Origin of the sequence: Streptomyces sp. NPDC047061, from assembly GCF_040643955.1 — a bacterium.
Classification (GTDB): Bacteria; Actinomycetota; Actinomycetes; order Streptomycetales; family Streptomycetaceae; genus Streptomyces.
Genome location: NZ_JBEYVI010000028.1, coordinates 92,346 through 107,250 on the forward strand (window position 1 = coordinate 92,346; position 14,905 = coordinate 107,250).

Here is a 14,905-nt window from a genome sequence, read left to right on the forward strand (position 1 = left end):
GAGGGGTGATACCGGGCATCCGCCCGCCCTCGTCGGACGACGGCGGTCCGGGCGACCCGGGTCGCTGTTGCCGGGGGAAGCTGTGCACATATTGTCGTGAATAGGCGGTATGCACCTCTCCAGGGGAACGCCCGCGTACGAGGCGTGCCTCCCACCGCACACGACCGGAGGGCGAACGTCATGCGGCTCCGTGCCCGGCCCGGGAGTGACCTCCCGGTCGACGACGCCCTGGGCGTGGCGCTGGCCGACATGGTGCGCCGGACGGGCGCGGCGATCGGCGGCCTGTACCTCGTCGAGGAGCCGGCCGCGCTGCTGCGCCTGGTGGCGCTGTGCGGACTGCCCGTCGACTTCACCGCGCCCTGGCAGCGGCTGCCGCTGACCGCGCCGGTCCCGGTGGCCGACGCGATCGCGGCGGACCAGCTGGTCTGGATCGGCTGCCAGGACGAGATGGCGCGCCGCTACCCGCGGGCGGCGGCCGTCCTGCCGTACCCCTTCGCGCTCGCCGCGGCCCCGGTGCGCGGGGTGCGCCGCCGGTGGGGCGGGGTGGTGCTGATGTGGCCCGCCGACCACCCCTCCCGGGCCACCACCCGCGAACGCCACCACATCACCGCGAGCGCCCGCCGGCTGGCCCGGCTCCTGGACGACTCCCCGGTGCCGCCCGCTCTCCCCGACCGGCCGCGTGTCGTGGCCGTGGACTCGCTGCACCACCCGGCCCAGACCGCACTGGCCGCGGTCGACTACCTCGACCGGATCCCGGACGGCGCCCTGGCCCTGGACCTGGAGGGCAGGATCACCTTCATGTCCGCCCCGGCCGCACGGCTGCTCGGCCGGGACGCCGACCGGCTGCTCGGCACGCGGCCGTGGCAGTCGCTGCCGTGGCTGGACGACCTGAGGTACGAGGAGCGGTACCGCCTGGCGGTCGTCAGCCGGGCGCCGGTCGCCTTCAGCGCACTCCGCCCGCCGGACCACTGGCTGACCTTCCACCTCCACCCGGACGCCAGCGGCATCAGCGTGCGCATCACCGCCGGTGCGGAGACGGCGGCCGGGGCGAGCGGGCGCGCGGAGCCCGCGCCGACCACGCCCGGACGCCTCTACCAGCTGATCCACCTGGCGGCCGCGCTCACGGAGACGGTGACCACCCGGGACCTCGTCGCACTCATGGCGGACAACGTCCTGACCGCGTTCGGCGCCCAGGGGCTCGTGATCAGCATCGCCGAGGCGGGCCGGCTCCGGATCGCCGGGATACACGGCTACTCCGCCGAAGCCGCCGAACGCCTCGACGCCCTCCCCCTCGACACCGGCGTCACCCCGGTCGGCCAGGTCATGGCGAGCGGTGTCCCCGCCTTCTTCGGCAGCCCGGCCGAGCTGACCGCCGTCTACCCCCGGGCACCCCAGGTCAGCGGGAAACAGGCGTGGGCCTTCCTGCCCCTGATCATCTCGGGGCGCCCGGTGGGCTGCTGCGTGCTCTCCTACGAGCGCCCGCACGCCTTCACCGCCGACGAACGCGCCGTCCTCACCCCACTGGCCGGTCTGCTCGCCCAGGCCCTGGACCGGGCCCGCCTCTACGACACCCAGCACCACCTCGTCCACCAGCTCCAGCAGGCGCTGCTGCCGCGCAGCCTCCCCGCCCTGCCCGGTCTCGACGTCGCCGTCCGCTATCTGCCGGCCGGGCACGGCATCGACGTCGGCGGCGACTTCTACGACCTGCTGCGCCTGGACGACACCTGCGCGGCCGCCGTCATCGGCGACGTCGAGGGCCACAGCATGGCCGCGGCCGCCCTGATGGGCCAGGTCCGCACCGCCATCCACGCCCACGCCACCGCCGGAGCCACCCCGGACCAGGTCATCGCCCGCACCAACCGGCTGCTCGCCGACCTGACCCCCGACCTCCTGGTGACCTGCCTCTACGTCCACCTCGACCTGGCCCGCCAGGAGCTCACCCTGGCCGGCGCCGGCCACGTACCGCCGCTGCTGCGCCCGGCGCCCGGCCGGGCCCACCCCCTCTACCTCGACCCCGGGCCGCCGCTCGGCGTCGACGCCTGCGCCCGCTACCCCGTCACCCGCGGCGCACTCCCGGCGGGCGCCGTGCTCGCCCTCTACACCGACGGCCTCGTCGAACGCCCCGGGACCGACGTCGACCGCGCCACCGCCGACCTCGCCGAGCACCTCGCGCACGCGGACGCCGACGACCTGGAGCGCCTCATCGACAGCCTCGTCCACCAGGCCTGGCCGGCCGGCGGCCACACCGACGACCTCGCCGTGCTCCTGCTGCGGACCGGGCGCCCGGGATCGTCGAGCGAGATCCGCTGACGGCCGCTCGGGACGCGGGGGATACTCGCCGCATGCCGACGCTCTTTTCCCGGATCCTCGCCGGAGAACTGCCCGCCCGGTTCGTCTGGCAGGACCCCGAGGTCGCCGCGTTCCTCAGCATCGCCCCGCTGACCCCGGGGCACACCCTGGTGGTGCCCCGGCGGGAGGTGGACCAGTGGACGGACGCGGACGGCGAACTGCTGGCCCGCTGCGTCACGGTGGCCCAGGCGGTCGGCCGCGGGGTGCGGCGCGCCTGGGACGCGCCCCGGGCCGGTCTGGTCATCGCGGGCTTCGAGGTGCCGCACCTGCACATCCATGTCGCACCCGCCTGGGGCATGGCCGAACTCGACTTCTCCCGGGCCACGTTGGAGAAGGACGAGGCCGCCCTTGACGAGGCCGCGGCACGGCTGCGCACCGCGCTGCGCGAGCTCGGGTTCGCCGAACAGGTCGAGCAGGCGGCGGCGTCCGGCGGCTGACGCCGACCCGGCCGGCCCCGCGGGCCCGTCAGCGGGGGTGGGCCGTGAAGACGTCGTGCAGGACGTCCATGTAGGCGCCGTGGCCGCTGGCGCTGGCCCAGTCCGTGGCGGACTCGGCGGCCGTGCCCTCGCCCCATTCGTTGTAGGTGACGAGCAGCTGGAACGGCGCGCCGGAGGTGGCGACGGTCGTGGCGTCCCGGCGGAAGCGGTCCAGGTCACGGGGGACGACGGGCTTGTCGGCGTCGTACTTGTAGAAGCCCGGCGAGAGGATCGCCGAGTAGCCCTGCTGGAGGTCCAGGCCGGACGCGTACTGGTGCCAGCCCTGCGGCTGGTTCGCGCACGTGCGGTAGCCGCCGAACACCTTCAGGACGACGTAGTAGCCGGCGGTGCGGTTGGCCTCGGTCCACCGGTCGACCATGGCGCAGCCGTCGTCGCCCGCCGCGTACACGAAGATCACCGGCTTGCCGTCGACGTGCAGCCAGGTCTTCTGGTCGGAGTACTTGCGCAGGTACACGAGGTCGCTGTGGATCTGGGTCGCGGACGGGTTCCCGTACGCCTCGTTCTCGTAGTACGTCGTCCAGGAGAAGCCCAGCCTGGCGCCCTCGGACATGAGCAGCGGCATCCGCTTGTCCTCACGCTTGCCGGCGCCCCACCAGGAGGCGATGCCGGCCTGGAGGCCGCCGTACTGCATGTCCTTGATCTGCCGGTCGACGGTGGCGGGATCGTCCTGGTCGTAGTCGGCCGCCGACGCGGTGTACTGACCGGATTCAAGCGGTCGTTGCAACACCGGCTTGTTGAATCAACTGTAGCTGCTCGTTGAGTGCTTCGGCGGGTGTCTTCCAACCGAGCGTCTTGCGGGGTCTGCTGTTGAGAGTGTGAGCGACGGCCTCGACTTCCTCGGCGGACCATCTGGAGAGATCGGTGCCTTTCGGAAAGTACTGACGCAAGAGCCCATTGGTGTTCTCGTTGGTGCCGCGCTGCCATGGACTATGTGGATCGGCGAAGAACACGGGAATGCCAGTCTCGACCTTGAATTGAGCGTGTGCCGACATCTCCTTTCCTCGATCCCACGTCAGCGACCGTGCCAGTTGCTCGGGCAGGTGCAGCACGGTGATGGTGAGGTCGGCGAAGTCGGCGCCGGGATCGGCGAGTTGCGCGGTCTCGTCCAGCCACTCGGCGTCGGCCTGCGGCGGCGCCGCCCGCCGCAGCCGCCAGTGCCGGCGCACCTGGCGCATCGCGATCGCCACCAGCCACGAGCGGAACGCGGCGGGATCGCGCAGCTGCCCCACGTCGCGGACCATCTGCAGCATGACGTCCTGGACGACGTCGTCGGTGTCGGAGGGCGCGTTCAGGGCACGCCCGACGACGTTGTAGACGAGGGGCAGATGGTCCGCCACGAGCACGTCGAGCGCCCGCTGGTCGCCGGCCTGCGCGGCCCTGACGACGGCGGTCTGCGCGTCATGTCCACTGGGTGAGAAGTCGCTCATGCAAGGGGAGGGTCGGTCGACGCCGTCGGCATGACAGAAAACCGCGGCCAGACTAGCGAGCGGGTGTCCGCCGCCCGACAGCCTGTACGACGGCGGCCGTCAGGTGGCCGGTGTCGTCCCCCTGGCCAGCCGCTCCACCCGGTCGTGCAGGTACTCGACGTGGTCCTCCGACTCCGGCTTCATGAGGACGCTGCGCAGGATCCGGGCGTCGTCCGCGTCCGCGGTGACCTTGGGGTGGCGGGCGGCGAAGGCGTCGCGGTCGGCCTTGAGGGTGCTGAGGAAGACCGGTTCGGGGGCGGTCATGCCGTCGGTCAGGACGCGGGCGGAGGCGGCGTCGATGGTGGTGAGGGCGGCCGGGTCGGTGGCCGGGAAGAAGGTGACGATGTCCAGCTGGGGTCGCTGGTAGAGCTCCAGGGCGTCCGACGCCTCGATCAGGTCCGCCCAGCGCAGGGCGGCCCGGCGCCCGGCCGCCAGTACCTGGCCGAGGCCGTCGGGCGTGGGCGGCAGGAGTCGGAAGGTGAGCCACAGGGCCGCCGCCGCGGCACCGGCACGGGAGCACTCCAGGCTGATCTCGCCCAGGTGGAGCTCGCCGGAGGTGAAGTAGGTGTACGGCGAGTCGTGCAGGTAGAAGCGGCCGACGTCGGGGTCGCGGAAGAGGACGGCTCCGCAGCCGTAGGGCTGGAGTCCGTGCTTGTGCGGGTCGACGACGATCGAGTCGGCGCGGGCGAGGGCCCGCCAGGGCTCGGGCGGCAGGCCCTCGGGGCCCGCGGCACCGGCGAGGAGCGTGAAGAAGCCGCCGTAGGCCGCGTCGACGTGCACGCGGACCCCGTGGCGTTCGGCGAGCGGCAGGATCTCGTGGACGGGGTCGACGGCACCGAGCCCGGTGGTGCCGGCGGTGACGACGACGGTGCCGACGGCACCGGTCGCCAGGACGTCCGCGAGTGCGTCGAGGTCCATCCGGCCCTGGTCGTCGGTGCGGACGGGGTGGCTGGTCATGTCCAGGACGTGGCACATACGGCCGTGGGTGTAGTGGGCGTCGGCGCTGTGCGCGATGCCCCGGCCGGGGTGGAGCTCGCGGGCGACGAAGAGGGCTTCGAGGTTGGCGATGGTGCCGCTGGTGGTGAGGTGGCCGAGGTGCGTGTCGTACCCGAACATCGCGGCGAGCTGCGCGACCGCCTCACGTTCCATCTTCGCCGTGGCGGGGCCGCCGTCCAGGGCGTGGTTGTTGGGGTTGATCAGCATCGCGGTGAGGTGGCCGACCACCGCGGCGGGGTGCGGGGGCTTGAGCATCTGGCCCGCGTAGTGCGGGTGGAAGAAGGGGTAGTTGTCCTTGAGCCGGTCCGTGAACTCCGCGAAGACCGGCGCGAAGCGGTCGTCGGCGACGTCGAGGGACGGGTGGCGCCGGTAGAGGCCGAAGGTGTCGGCCCACTCCTGTATCGCGTCGGTGGCTCGGCCGAGCCAGTGCTGCAGATCCACGGATCTTCCTCTCGCTCGCGGTGCTCCCACCGTACGATTTAATTGACTAGTCAGCAATCATCTAGTCAGCAATTGAGTGCGCAGACATCACCTCTGCGGTGAGTGCCGTCGCAGTAGGGTCGGTCGCGATGAACTCCACGCCCGAGCACGACGCCGAAGCCGCCGCCCGCGCCGCCAACAGTCCGCTCGTCCGGGACTTCGGGCTGCTGATCACGTCCGCCACCCGTCTGGAGCAGCGCATCGACAGCGCACTGCGCCGGGAGTGCGGGATCAGCCACACCATGCTGGAGGTGCTGATCCTGCTCTGCCGCCGGTCCGGCGAGGAGATCTCCCAACGGCAGCTGGCCGACGACCTCACGCTCACCAGCAGCGGTACCACCCGCCTGATCGACCGCATGGAGGAGGCCCGGCTGGTCCGGCGGGTGCCGTCCCCCGGGGACCGGCGGGTGGCCCTGGTGGAGCCGACCACCGAGGGGCGGACGGCTTTCCTGGCCGCGGCCGCGGTGCACGCCCGGGTCGTGGAGGAGTTCTTCGTCGGACCCCTGACCGCCGACGACTACACGCGGCTGACCGGTGCGCTGGCCGCGATCGACCGGGCCCTCCGCGAGGACACCGGGTGACGGCTTCACTACCCTGATACCGGACATTTTATATGGGGTGATTCTTGGGCACATCACCCAAAGAGTCGGTCATGGGTCCGGTTACTGGTCCGGTCATCGCTCTGGGCAGGGGGCTCGTCATGAGTCTCGGCGTTTCGGGTGGGCGGCGGAGGCCGTTCGTCCGGGCGGTCGTCGCGGTCGCCGTCGGCGCCGGGTTCGCGCTGACCGGCGCCTGCGGCGGGACCGGAGGCGGGGGTGGAGGCGGGGGTGGGCAGGGGGCGGGGCTCAGTGTCGGCGTGCTGCTGCCGGGGGGCGGTGCCTCGCGGTTCGGGCAGTTCGACCGGCCGTTCATCGAGCAGAAGCTGAAGCAGCTGTGCCCGCACTGCCCGGCCGCGGCCGTCGTGGCCACCCCCGAGCCGGACGTCCAGCAACAGCAGCTCGACGCCATGATCACCCGCCGCGTGGACGTCCTGATCCTCTCCGCCATCGACCCCAGGTCGCTGCGCTCGTCGGTGGAGGCCGCGCACCGGGCCGGCATCCCGGTCGTGGCCTACGACCGGCTCGCCCTGGGGCCGGTCTCCGGTTACGTCACCTTCGACGGCGCGGCGATCGGCAGACTCCAGGGCGAGGCGCTGCTGCAGGGCATGGGGGCGAAGGCGGACGACGGCCAGATCGTCATGGTGAACGGCGCCGCGTCCGACCCCAACACCGGCTGGTTCGAGCGGGGCGCGCTCTCGGTCCTGCGGGGCAAGGTGCGGATCGGCAAGTCGTACGACACCCCCGGCTGGCGGCCGGACAACGCGTACACCGAGATGGCCGGGGCCATCGCCGCCCTGGGCGCGGACAACATCCACGGTGTCCTGGCCGCCAACGACAGCCTCGCCGGTGCCGCGATCTCCGCGCTCGAGGCCGGCGCGGTCCGGCCGCTGCCCCCGGTGACCGGCCAGGACGCCGACCTCACGGCGGTGCAGCGGATCGTCGCGGGCCGGCAGTACATGACCGTCTACAAGTCCTACCGGGCCGAGGCCGGGGCCGCCGTCGAGATGGCCGTCGCCCTGGGCCGCGGCGAGCCGGTCGGATCCGTCGCCGCCACCACCGTCGACAGCGCGACCACCAGGGACATCCCCGCGGTGCTGCTGCCGGCCCACTCGGTGACGACCGGCACGATCAAGGACACTGTGGTGAAGGACGGTATCTACACGATCGACCAGATATGCACCCCCAAGCTGCGGTCCGCCTGCGCCAAGGCCGGACTCACCTCATAGGGCCCGGGGAAGGAGGTGGTGGCCCGTGGTCCAGCCCCTGCTGGCGCTGCACGGTGTCTCCAAGCGGTTCGCCGCCGTCCAGGCGCTGGTCGACGTCGACCTGGAGATCCGGGCCGGGGAGGTGGTCGCCCTGGTCGGCGGGAACGCGGCCGGCAAGTCCACACTGGTCAAGGTGATCTCCGGGGTCGGTCCCCCGGACCGGGGCGTCATCGCGTGGGAGGGCCGCCCCGTCCAGATCAGACGCCCCCACGACGCCCGGGCGCTCGGCATCGCGACCGTCTACCAGGACCTCGCCATGTGCGGGAACCTCGACGTCGTCGGCAACCTCTTCCTCGGCCGGGAGATCCAGCGGTACGGCGTCCTCGACGAGGTCGAGATGGAGCGCCGCACCCGTGAGCTGCTGCGGACCCTGCCCATCGACATCCCGGACGTGCGGGCCCCGCTCGCCACGCTGTCCGGCGGCCAGCGGCAGGTCGTCGCGATCACCCGGTCGTTCCTCAGCGCGCCCCGGCTGCTCCTTCTCGACGAACCCACCGCCTCCCTGGGCATCGAACAGACCAACCATCTCCTCGACCTCGTCGAGGAGCTCCGCGACCGGGGCACCGGGATCCTCCTCATCAGCCACAACATGGGGGACATCAAGGCCGTCGCCGACCGGGTCGCCGTACTGCGCCTCGGCCGCAACAACGGCCTGTTCGACGTCGGCACCACCTCGCAGGAGCAGATCATCGCCTCCGTCACGGGCGCGGCGGACCACTCCGGCCGGCACCGCCCGTCCGCCGACCCCGGGGAGAGATGGTCGTGAGGGGGCCCTTCACCGGACGCTTCCGTCGAGGCCGCCTCGGACAAGACCGTCTCCGACAGGACCGCCTCCGCGCATACGCGGACACCGCGCGCCGCCGGCTGCACGAGGGCGGCCTCGGTCCGGCCCCGGTGCTGCTCGCCCTCGGCGTGATCTGGGCGGTCTTCCAGAGCCTCAACGCGAACTTCCTGTCGCCGCGCAACCTGTCCGTGCTCAGCGTGGACATCGTCGGGACCGGGATGGTCGCCGTCGGTGTCGTCTTCGTCCTGCTGATCGGCGAGCTCGACCTGTCGGTGGGGTCGCTGGCCGGCCTGTCGGGCGCCCTGTTCGCGGCGCTGAACGTGAACCACGGGGTGCCGGGGTGGCTCGCCGTGCTGGTCGGGGTCGCGGTGGGGGCGGGCGCCGGGGCCTTCCACGGGTTCGTGTACACGAAGACCGGGGTGCCCGCGTTCGTCGTGACCCTCGCGGGGCTGCTGACCTGGAACGGCCTGATGCTCTACCTGCTGGGCCCGGAGGGGTCCATCGACTTCGACGGGGACGGGCTGGTCGCCGCGCTGACCAGCCGCCACTTCCCGGCCGCCGTCGCCACCTACGGCCTCGCCGCGCTCGGTACGGCCGCCTACCTCGCCGTCTCCTTCCACGACCGCGGCCGCCGGGCCGCCGCCGGCATGCCGAACCGGCCCACGGCCGAGATCTGGGCCCGCACCGCCCTGCTCGCCGTCGCCGCCTTCGCCGCCGCCTACGTCCTGGACCGCTTCGAGGGCCTGCCCCTCGCCCTCCTGATCTTCCTCGCGGTCCTCGTCGCCTCCGACCTCCTGCTGCGCCGCACGGCCTACGGCCGCCAGGTCCTCGCCCTCGGCGGCCGTGCGGAGGCGGCCCTGCGGGCAGGTGTCGCGGTGGCCCGGGTACGGGTCTCCGTCTTCCTCGTCTCGGGCGCGCTGGCGGCGGTGGGCGGCCTGTTCGTGGCCTCCCGGCTGACCTCGGCGACCACGGTGCCGGGCTCCGGCATGCTGCTGATCAACGCCATCGCCGCCGCCGTCATCGGCGGCACCAGTCTCTTCGGCGGCCGCGGCTCGACCTGGTCGGCGCTGCTCGGCGTCCTCATCATCCAGTCGATCGCCTCGGGCATGGCGCTGCTGGGGGTCCAGCCCGCGGTCCAGTTCATGATCACGGGCGGGGTGCTGCTGATCGCGGTGGTCTTCGACGCCCTGGCCCGACGGGCGGCGGCGGGGCGGGCGCGGGCCTAGCGGCTGTCGGGGCGGTCCGGCGGCGCCGCGCGTCCTGTGCCGGTTGAGCGGAGCAGCGCCTGGCGGGATCCTTGGAACGGGGTGGGGCGGGGTACCGGGACGGGTACCCGGACGTCCGGAGGCACCATGGAAGGACGCATACCGGAGGACCTGGCGGTCGTCGTCGACGCCGACGGCGTGGTCCTGGTGTGGAGCGCGGGTGCCCGGCGGCTGCTCGGGTACGAACCCGCCGAGGTATGCGGCCGCTCCACCCGGATGCTGCTCGCCGCCGAGCTGCCCCCGTCCGCGCGCCGCCACCTCGCCGACGGGCAACGGTGGTCCACCGAGGTGGCGCTGCGGCACCGCAACGGCGACCGGATCGTCGTACGCCTCCAGGGAACCCCGCTCGCGGACACCGGCGACAGGCCGCTCTGGCTGGTCACCGGTGGCCCGCCGGCGACCGTGACCGGACGGGACCAGCCGGGCGCGGCGACCCTGTGGGACCTCACGCTCGCCCAGCTGCCCACGCCGGTGGCGATCTACGACCGCGAGGCCCGGTTCGTCGCCGCCAACGACGTCATGTCCCAGATCATGGGCCTGCCCGCGGCGGAGATGCGGGGCCTGACCCTGTCGGAGATCGAGCCCAGCTTCCCCTTCGACGAGTACGACCGCCTCCAGCGGCAGGTCCTGCGCACCGGGCGGACGATCTTCCACGAGCAGCACGCCCAGGCGCCCGGCGAGACCCGGGAGCACTCCTGGTCGATGTACTTCTCCCCACTGAAGGACGAGGACGGCACGGTGCAGGGCCTGTCCGCGGTCGTCTTCGACACCACGGAGCAGTACTGGGCCCGCCGCCACCTGGCCGTCCTCAACGACGCCGGCATGCGCATCGGCACCACCCTGGACGTGACCCGCACCGCCGAGGAGCTGGCCGAGGTGGCCGTGTCCGGGTTCGCGGACTTCGTCACCGTCGACCTGCTGGAGTCCGTGGCCCTCGGCGACGAGCCGGAGCCGCTGACACCGGGCGAGCCGGTCGCCGTGCGCCGTACGGCACAGCGGTCGGTGCTCGAGGGCTGCCCGGAGGCGGTGGCCGACCCCGGCGACGCGTTCCGCTACCCGGTGGACACGCCTCCGATGTGGACCCTGCTGGCCGGCCGCGGCACCCGCCACCGGCCCGGCGACCCCGGCATGCAGGAGTGGCTCAGGACCTCCCAGGCCCGCGCCGACTCCGTCGCCCGGCACATGATCCACTCGGTGCTGATGGTCCCGCTGCGGGCCCGCGGCGTCACCCTCGGCCTGGCCCACTTCCTGCGGCACCGCACGCCCGAGTCCTTCACCGAGGACGACCAGCGGCTCGCGGAGGAGATCGTCGCCAGGGCCGCGGTGAGCGTCGACAACGCCCGCCGCTACACCCGCGAGCGCCGCACCGCCCTCGCCCTGCAGCGCAGCCTGCTGCCCGGCCGGCCGCCCGGCCTGGCGGCGACGGAGGTGGCCTACCGCTACCTGCCCACCGGCTCCGGCGCGGACGTCGGCGGCGACTGGTTCGACGTCATCCCGCTCTCCGGGGCCCGGGTCGCGCTGGTCGTCGGCGACGTAGTCGGCCACGGCATCCACGCCTCGGCCACGATGGGCCGGCTGCGGACCGCGGTACGGACGCTGGCGGACGTCGACCTCGCCCCCGACGAACTCCTCACCCAGCTGGACGACCTGGTCATCCGGCTCGACCGCGAGGAGGGCCCGGAGGTGCCCGGCCGGACGGACGCGGCGTCCTCCGGCGAGGTGGGCGCGACCTGCCTGTACGCCGTGTACGACCCGGTGACCCGCCGCTGCACCATGGCCCGCGCCGGCCATCCGCCGCCGGCCCTGGTCACCCCCGGCGGCGACGTCCGCTTCCTCGACCTCCCGGCCGGCCCGCCGCTCGGCCTCGGCGGCCTGCCCTTCGAGTCCGCCGAGGTGGACCTGGCCGAGGGCAGCGTGCTCGCCCTCTACACCGACGGCCTGGTGGAGACCGCCGACCACGACATCGAGGTGGGCCTCGGCCTGCTCCGCCGCGCCCTGGCCGACCCGGCCGCGCCCCTGGAGGAGACCTGCGACCACGTCCTGCGCACGGTCCTGACCGGCCGCCCGGCCGACGACATCGTCCTGCTGCTCGCCCGCACCGCCGCCCTGGACACCGCGCAGGTCCGCACCTGGCAGCTCCCCCAGCACCCGGCCGCCGTCGCCGGGGCCCGGAAGATGGCCTGCGAACAGCTGGAGGCGTGGGGCCTGACGGACACGGTCTTCGCCACCGAACTGATCGTCAGCGAACTGGTCACGAACGCGGTCCGCTACGGCGACGGCCCGATCGCCCTCCGCCTGATCCGCGACGCGTCCCTCATCTGCGAGGTCTCCGACGGCAGCAGCACGGCCCCCCATCTGCGCCGGGCCCGCGTCTACGACGAGGGCGGCCGCGGCCTGCTCCTGGTCGCCCAGATCTCGGAACGCTGGGGCAGCCGCCAGACCCCGACCGGCAAGACGATCTGGGCGGAACAGTCGCTGTCCGCCTGACTCACCGGGGCAGCGGCAGGTCCCGCCGCAGGGTGTCGGCCACGGCGGAGACGACGGCGGTGGCGACGAACGTCCCGGCCATGACCAGCACCACGCCGACCACGAAGAGCCCGCTGGCGTCGTCCGCCCAGTCGACGCAGGCGGCGAGGGTGAGCCCCGCGGTGGTACCGCCCACGGCGGCCGCGCTGTGGCCCCGGGCCGCCGCCCAGCAGACGGGCACGAGCAGGGTGAGGACCAGCCCGACGACCTGCCAGACCGCGTACGGCCCGCTGGTCGACCCGTCGGGCCGTACGTCGTACTGCTGGTCCCAGCCCAGCCAGGCGGCCCAGGCCGCCACCGACACACCGGCGAGAACGCACACCGGTACCGACGCCCTGAGCACAGGCTTGTGAAGTCGCATGCCCCCAGCGTTCCTTCCGGGCCGGTCATCGGACAGAGTGCGCGTACTCAGACCGGCCGTCCGGATGCCCCGGGGGCGACCTGAGTACGGGCCCGGCCCGCCGTACCACCGCCTGCACCACCGCCTGCACCACGAACAACACCACGAACAATGCGGCGAACAACAACCCGACAACACCCGGGCAACGAACCATTGATTGACTGCTTTGCCTAACCGTCACATGAAGCGGTGGCGCATGTGCGCGCCCCGTACCGCCCAGGAGAGCCACCCGATGAACCCCCGGCCAGGACAGGAGATGCGGTTCGGCGTGCTCGGCCCCGTGGAAGTCCTCCGGGACCACGTGCCCCTCGACCTGGGGCCCCGGCAGCGCCGGTTGCTGCTGCTGCGGCTGCTCGTCGAGGACGGCCGGCCCGTCTCGCAGGAGACGATCCTGCGCGACCTGTGGCCGACGGACCGGCCGACCGGCGCCGCCTCCTCGGTGCGCGCCCACGTCAGCAGGCTGCGCGCGGTCCTCGACCCGGTACGGCAGGGCAGGTCCGCCATGCTGGTCAGCGGCACCTCCGGGTATGCCCTGAAACTGCCCCGCGAGGCCCGGGACACCGTGCTCTTCGAGGACGGCGTGGGCCGGGCCCGCGAGGCGCTGCGGAACCGTCAGTTCTCCTTCGCCCGGCAGGAGATCGACGCGGCGCTCGGGCTGTGGCGCGGCGAGGCCCTGGCCGAGGCCGGTGAGCACGCCTTCGCGATCCGGGAGCGCACCCGGCTCGACGGCGCCCTCCACGACGCCAGGGAGCTGCGGGCCGCGCTCCTCGTCCAGCAGGGCGAGACGGAGCAGGCGATCGACGTCGCCGAGAGCCTCGTCCTCAGGGCCCCGCTCCGGGAGACCTCCTGGGCGCTGCTGATGCGCGCCCTCTACACGGCCGGACGGCCGGTCGAGGCGCTGAAGCGGTACGAGCGGTTCCGCGACATGCTCGCCACGGAGCTCGGGCTGGACCCGAGCCCCCGGCTGCGGGACCTGCACACCGCGATCCTGCGGCACGACGTTGTCGTCCTCGGTGCCGCCGGGCCGCAGCCGCCGCCCCCGGGGCCCGAGTTCACCGCCGCCGGCACGCACCCGCGACCGGCCGCCGCGGCCGCGCCGTTCGCGGGCCGCGGCGAACAGATGGCGCAGCTGGCCGCCCTGCTGTCGGAGGCGACCGCGAACCGCCCCCACTGGGCCGTGGTCGCCGGCGAACAAGGGGCGGGCAAGACCCGGCTGGTGGAGGAGACCGCCGCCCGTGCCGAGGCCGCCGGTTTCACCGTCGCCCGCACCCGGGCCGGTCAGGCGCTCAGCGGCAACCGCGGGATCGTCCAGACCTGTCCCACCGTCCAGCTCCTGGACGCGCTGCGGCAGGACGGCAAGGACTCCGCCGAGGACGAGGTCGCGCAGAAGGACCCTCTCGCCACGGTCGTCCGCGAACTCACCCAGGCGCCCACGCTCGTCGTCGTCGACGACCTCGACCGGGCGCCGCAGGGCTTCCACCGTCTGCTGCGGCGGCTCGCCCAGGTGCTGCGGGAAGCCCCGGTGCTGTTCGTGTGCACCCTGCGCAACCCGGACGCCCCCGTCTCCAGCACGCTGCTCGCCGAACTGGCTCTGCTCGGCGCGGCCTGGCTGACCCTGGAGCCGCTGACCGCCGACGACGTGGCGGACATGCTCACGGCACACGGCGAGGAGGCCCCGCCCGAGACGGCGGCCGCGCTGCACCGGCGTGCCGAGGGCCACCCGTTCGCCCTGGCCGAGCTGCTCAGGCTCCCGCCCCACCGGCGCCTCGGACCGGAGGCCCAGGTACCGGCCGCCGTCCGCAACATCGTCCACGCCCGCCTGGTCGAGCTCCCCGAAGCGGCCCGGACCATGCTCACCTACGCGGCCGCCGACGGCGACCGGCTCGACCTCGACCTGCTCGCCGCGGTCCAGGGCGTCGCCCCGGACGAGCTCCTGCACCTGATCGACGCCGCGGTGACCGCCCGGATCCTGGTCTGGGACGCCGACCCCGGCGCGGCCGGCACCGGCCGCTACCGGCTGCCCGAGCTGCCCCGCGACGTGGTGCTGAGCACCCAGACCCCGTCGGCCCGGCAGCTTCGGCACGCCGCCCTCGCCCGCACGCTCGCGGGCCGCGACGACAGCGACCCGGCCCGCCTCGACCGGCACCGCCGGGCGGCGGGCCCGACGGCGCCGACGCCTCCCTGACCGGGGCCCGCCCCCTGTCACTCCTGCCACCTCTGCCACCCCCCTCCACAGCTCTCCATCTCTCCGGCGGATCAGCAGATCCCCGGCCACACA

Annotated in this window: 11 protein-coding genes and 2 pseudogenes; 8 read left to right on the forward strand and 5 right to left on the reverse strand. The window is 73.5% G+C overall.

Translation table 11 applies throughout. The features are described from left to right. The first annotated feature begins 180 nt into the window (after positions 1-180). A complete protein-coding gene (locus ABZ887_RS32900) occupies positions 181-2,310 on the forward strand; it encodes a SpoIIE family protein phosphatase (protein ID WP_361297354.1) in 2,130 nt (709 codons plus the stop codon). Between the two features lie 32 nt (positions 2,311-2,342). After that, positions 2,343-2,786, forward strand: coding sequence for an HIT family protein (locus ABZ887_RS32905; protein WP_361297357.1), 444 nt, complete (start codon positions 2,343-2,345; stop codon positions 2,784-2,786). A 28-nt stretch (positions 2,787-2,814) separates the two neighbouring features. On the opposite strand, the gene ABZ887_RS32910 is transcribed toward ABZ887_RS32905, so the two are convergent. The 4 genes and pseudogenes from ABZ887_RS32910 to ABZ887_RS32925 form a co-directional block, all read right to left on the reverse strand. After that, positions 2,815-3,570: a hypothetical protein gene (locus ABZ887_RS32910; RefSeq protein ID WP_361297360.1), complete on the reverse strand. Its 756-nt coding sequence runs from the start codon at positions 3,568-3,570 to the stop codon at positions 2,815-2,817. Next, positions 3,554-3,898: pseudogene (locus ABZ887_RS32915) on the reverse strand (IS30 family transposase); the annotation flags it as partial. The pseudogene ABZ887_RS32915 and the gene ABZ887_RS32910, both read right to left, overlap by 17 nt. A gap of 93 nt (positions 3,899-3,991) precedes the next feature. Further along, positions 3,992-4,273 (reverse strand): annotated as a pseudogene (locus ABZ887_RS32920) (sigma-70 family RNA polymerase sigma factor); the annotation flags it as partial. Positions 4,274-4,372: 99 nt separating this feature from the next. After that, positions 4,373-5,749 (reverse strand): aminotransferase class I/II-fold pyridoxal phosphate-dependent enzyme, encoded by a 1,377-nt coding sequence (locus tag ABZ887_RS32925; RefSeq protein WP_361297363.1) that lies wholly within the window; start codon positions 5,747-5,749, stop codon positions 4,373-4,375. Positions 5,750-5,877: 128 nt separating this feature from the next. Between ABZ887_RS32925 and ABZ887_RS32930 the strand changes: the two genes are divergently transcribed. The 5 genes from ABZ887_RS32930 to ABZ887_RS32950 all read left to right on the forward strand — a co-directional run bounded on the left by ABZ887_RS32930 (position 5,878) and on the right by ABZ887_RS32950 (position 12,188). Beyond that, positions 5,878-6,369 carry a MarR family transcriptional regulator gene (locus ABZ887_RS32930; protein ID WP_361297366.1) on the forward strand — a complete coding sequence of 164 codons (492 nt, stop codon included), beginning with the start codon at positions 5,878-5,880 and terminating at the stop codon, positions 6,367-6,369. Positions 6,370-6,488: 119 nt separating this feature from the next. After that, positions 6,489-7,613, forward strand: coding sequence for a substrate-binding domain-containing protein (locus tag ABZ887_RS32935; RefSeq protein ID WP_361297369.1), 1,125 nt, complete (start codon positions 6,489-6,491; stop codon positions 7,611-7,613). A 25-nt stretch (positions 7,614-7,638) separates the two neighbouring features. Beyond that, entirely contained in the window at positions 7,639-8,418 is a 780-nt protein-coding gene (locus ABZ887_RS32940) for an ATP-binding cassette domain-containing protein (RefSeq protein WP_361297372.1), read from the forward strand. A 98-nt stretch (positions 8,419-8,516) separates the two neighbouring features. After that, entirely contained in the window at positions 8,517-9,662 is a 1,146-nt protein-coding gene (locus ABZ887_RS32945) for a sugar ABC transporter permease (protein ID WP_361297489.1), read from the forward strand. A 126-nt stretch (positions 9,663-9,788) separates the two neighbouring features. Further along, a complete protein-coding gene (locus tag ABZ887_RS32950; RefSeq protein WP_361297375.1) occupies positions 9,789-12,188 on the forward strand; it encodes a SpoIIE family protein phosphatase in 2,400 nt (799 codons plus the stop codon). A gap of 1 nt (position 12,189) precedes the next feature. On the opposite strand, the gene ABZ887_RS32955 is transcribed toward ABZ887_RS32950, so the two are convergent. Beyond that, a complete protein-coding gene (locus ABZ887_RS32955; protein WP_361297378.1) occupies positions 12,190-12,588 on the reverse strand; it encodes a hypothetical protein in 399 nt (132 codons plus the stop codon). A gap of 271 nt (positions 12,589-12,859) precedes the next feature. Between ABZ887_RS32955 and ABZ887_RS32960 the strand changes: the two genes are divergently transcribed. Beyond that, positions 12,860-14,812: a BTAD domain-containing putative transcriptional regulator gene (locus ABZ887_RS32960; RefSeq protein WP_361297381.1), complete on the forward strand. Its 1,953-nt coding sequence runs from the start codon at positions 12,860-12,862 to the stop codon at positions 14,810-14,812. Positions 14,813-14,905 lie beyond the last annotated feature (93 nt).

Bases quoted from the DNA above. Each gene is read 5' to 3' on its own strand.
- ABZ887_RS32935 (WP_361297369.1), top strand. From the start codon at position 6,489: ATGAGTCTCGGCGTTTCGGGTGGGCGGCGGAGGCCGTTCGTCCGGGCG.
- ABZ887_RS32950 (WP_361297375.1), top strand. From the start codon at position 9,789: ATGGAAGGACGCATACCGGAGGACCTGGCGGTCGTCGTCGACGCCGAC.
- ABZ887_RS32960 (WP_361297381.1), top strand. From the start codon at position 12,860: ATGAACCCCCGGCCAGGACAGGAGATGCGGTTCGGCGTGCTCGGCCCC.
- ABZ887_RS32930 (WP_361297366.1), top strand. From the start codon at position 5,878: ATGAACTCCACGCCCGAGCACGACGCCGAAGCCGCCGCCCGCGCCGCC.
- ABZ887_RS32900 (WP_361297354.1), top strand. From the start codon at position 181: ATGCGGCTCCGTGCCCGGCCCGGGAGTGACCTCCCGGTCGACGACGCC.
- ABZ887_RS32905 (WP_361297357.1), top strand. From the start codon at position 2,343: ATGCCGACGCTCTTTTCCCGGATCCTCGCCGGAGAACTGCCCGCCCGG.
- ABZ887_RS32955 (WP_361297378.1), bottom strand. From the start codon at position 12,588: ATGCGACTTCACAAGCCTGTGCTCAGGGCGTCGGTACCGGTGTGCGTT.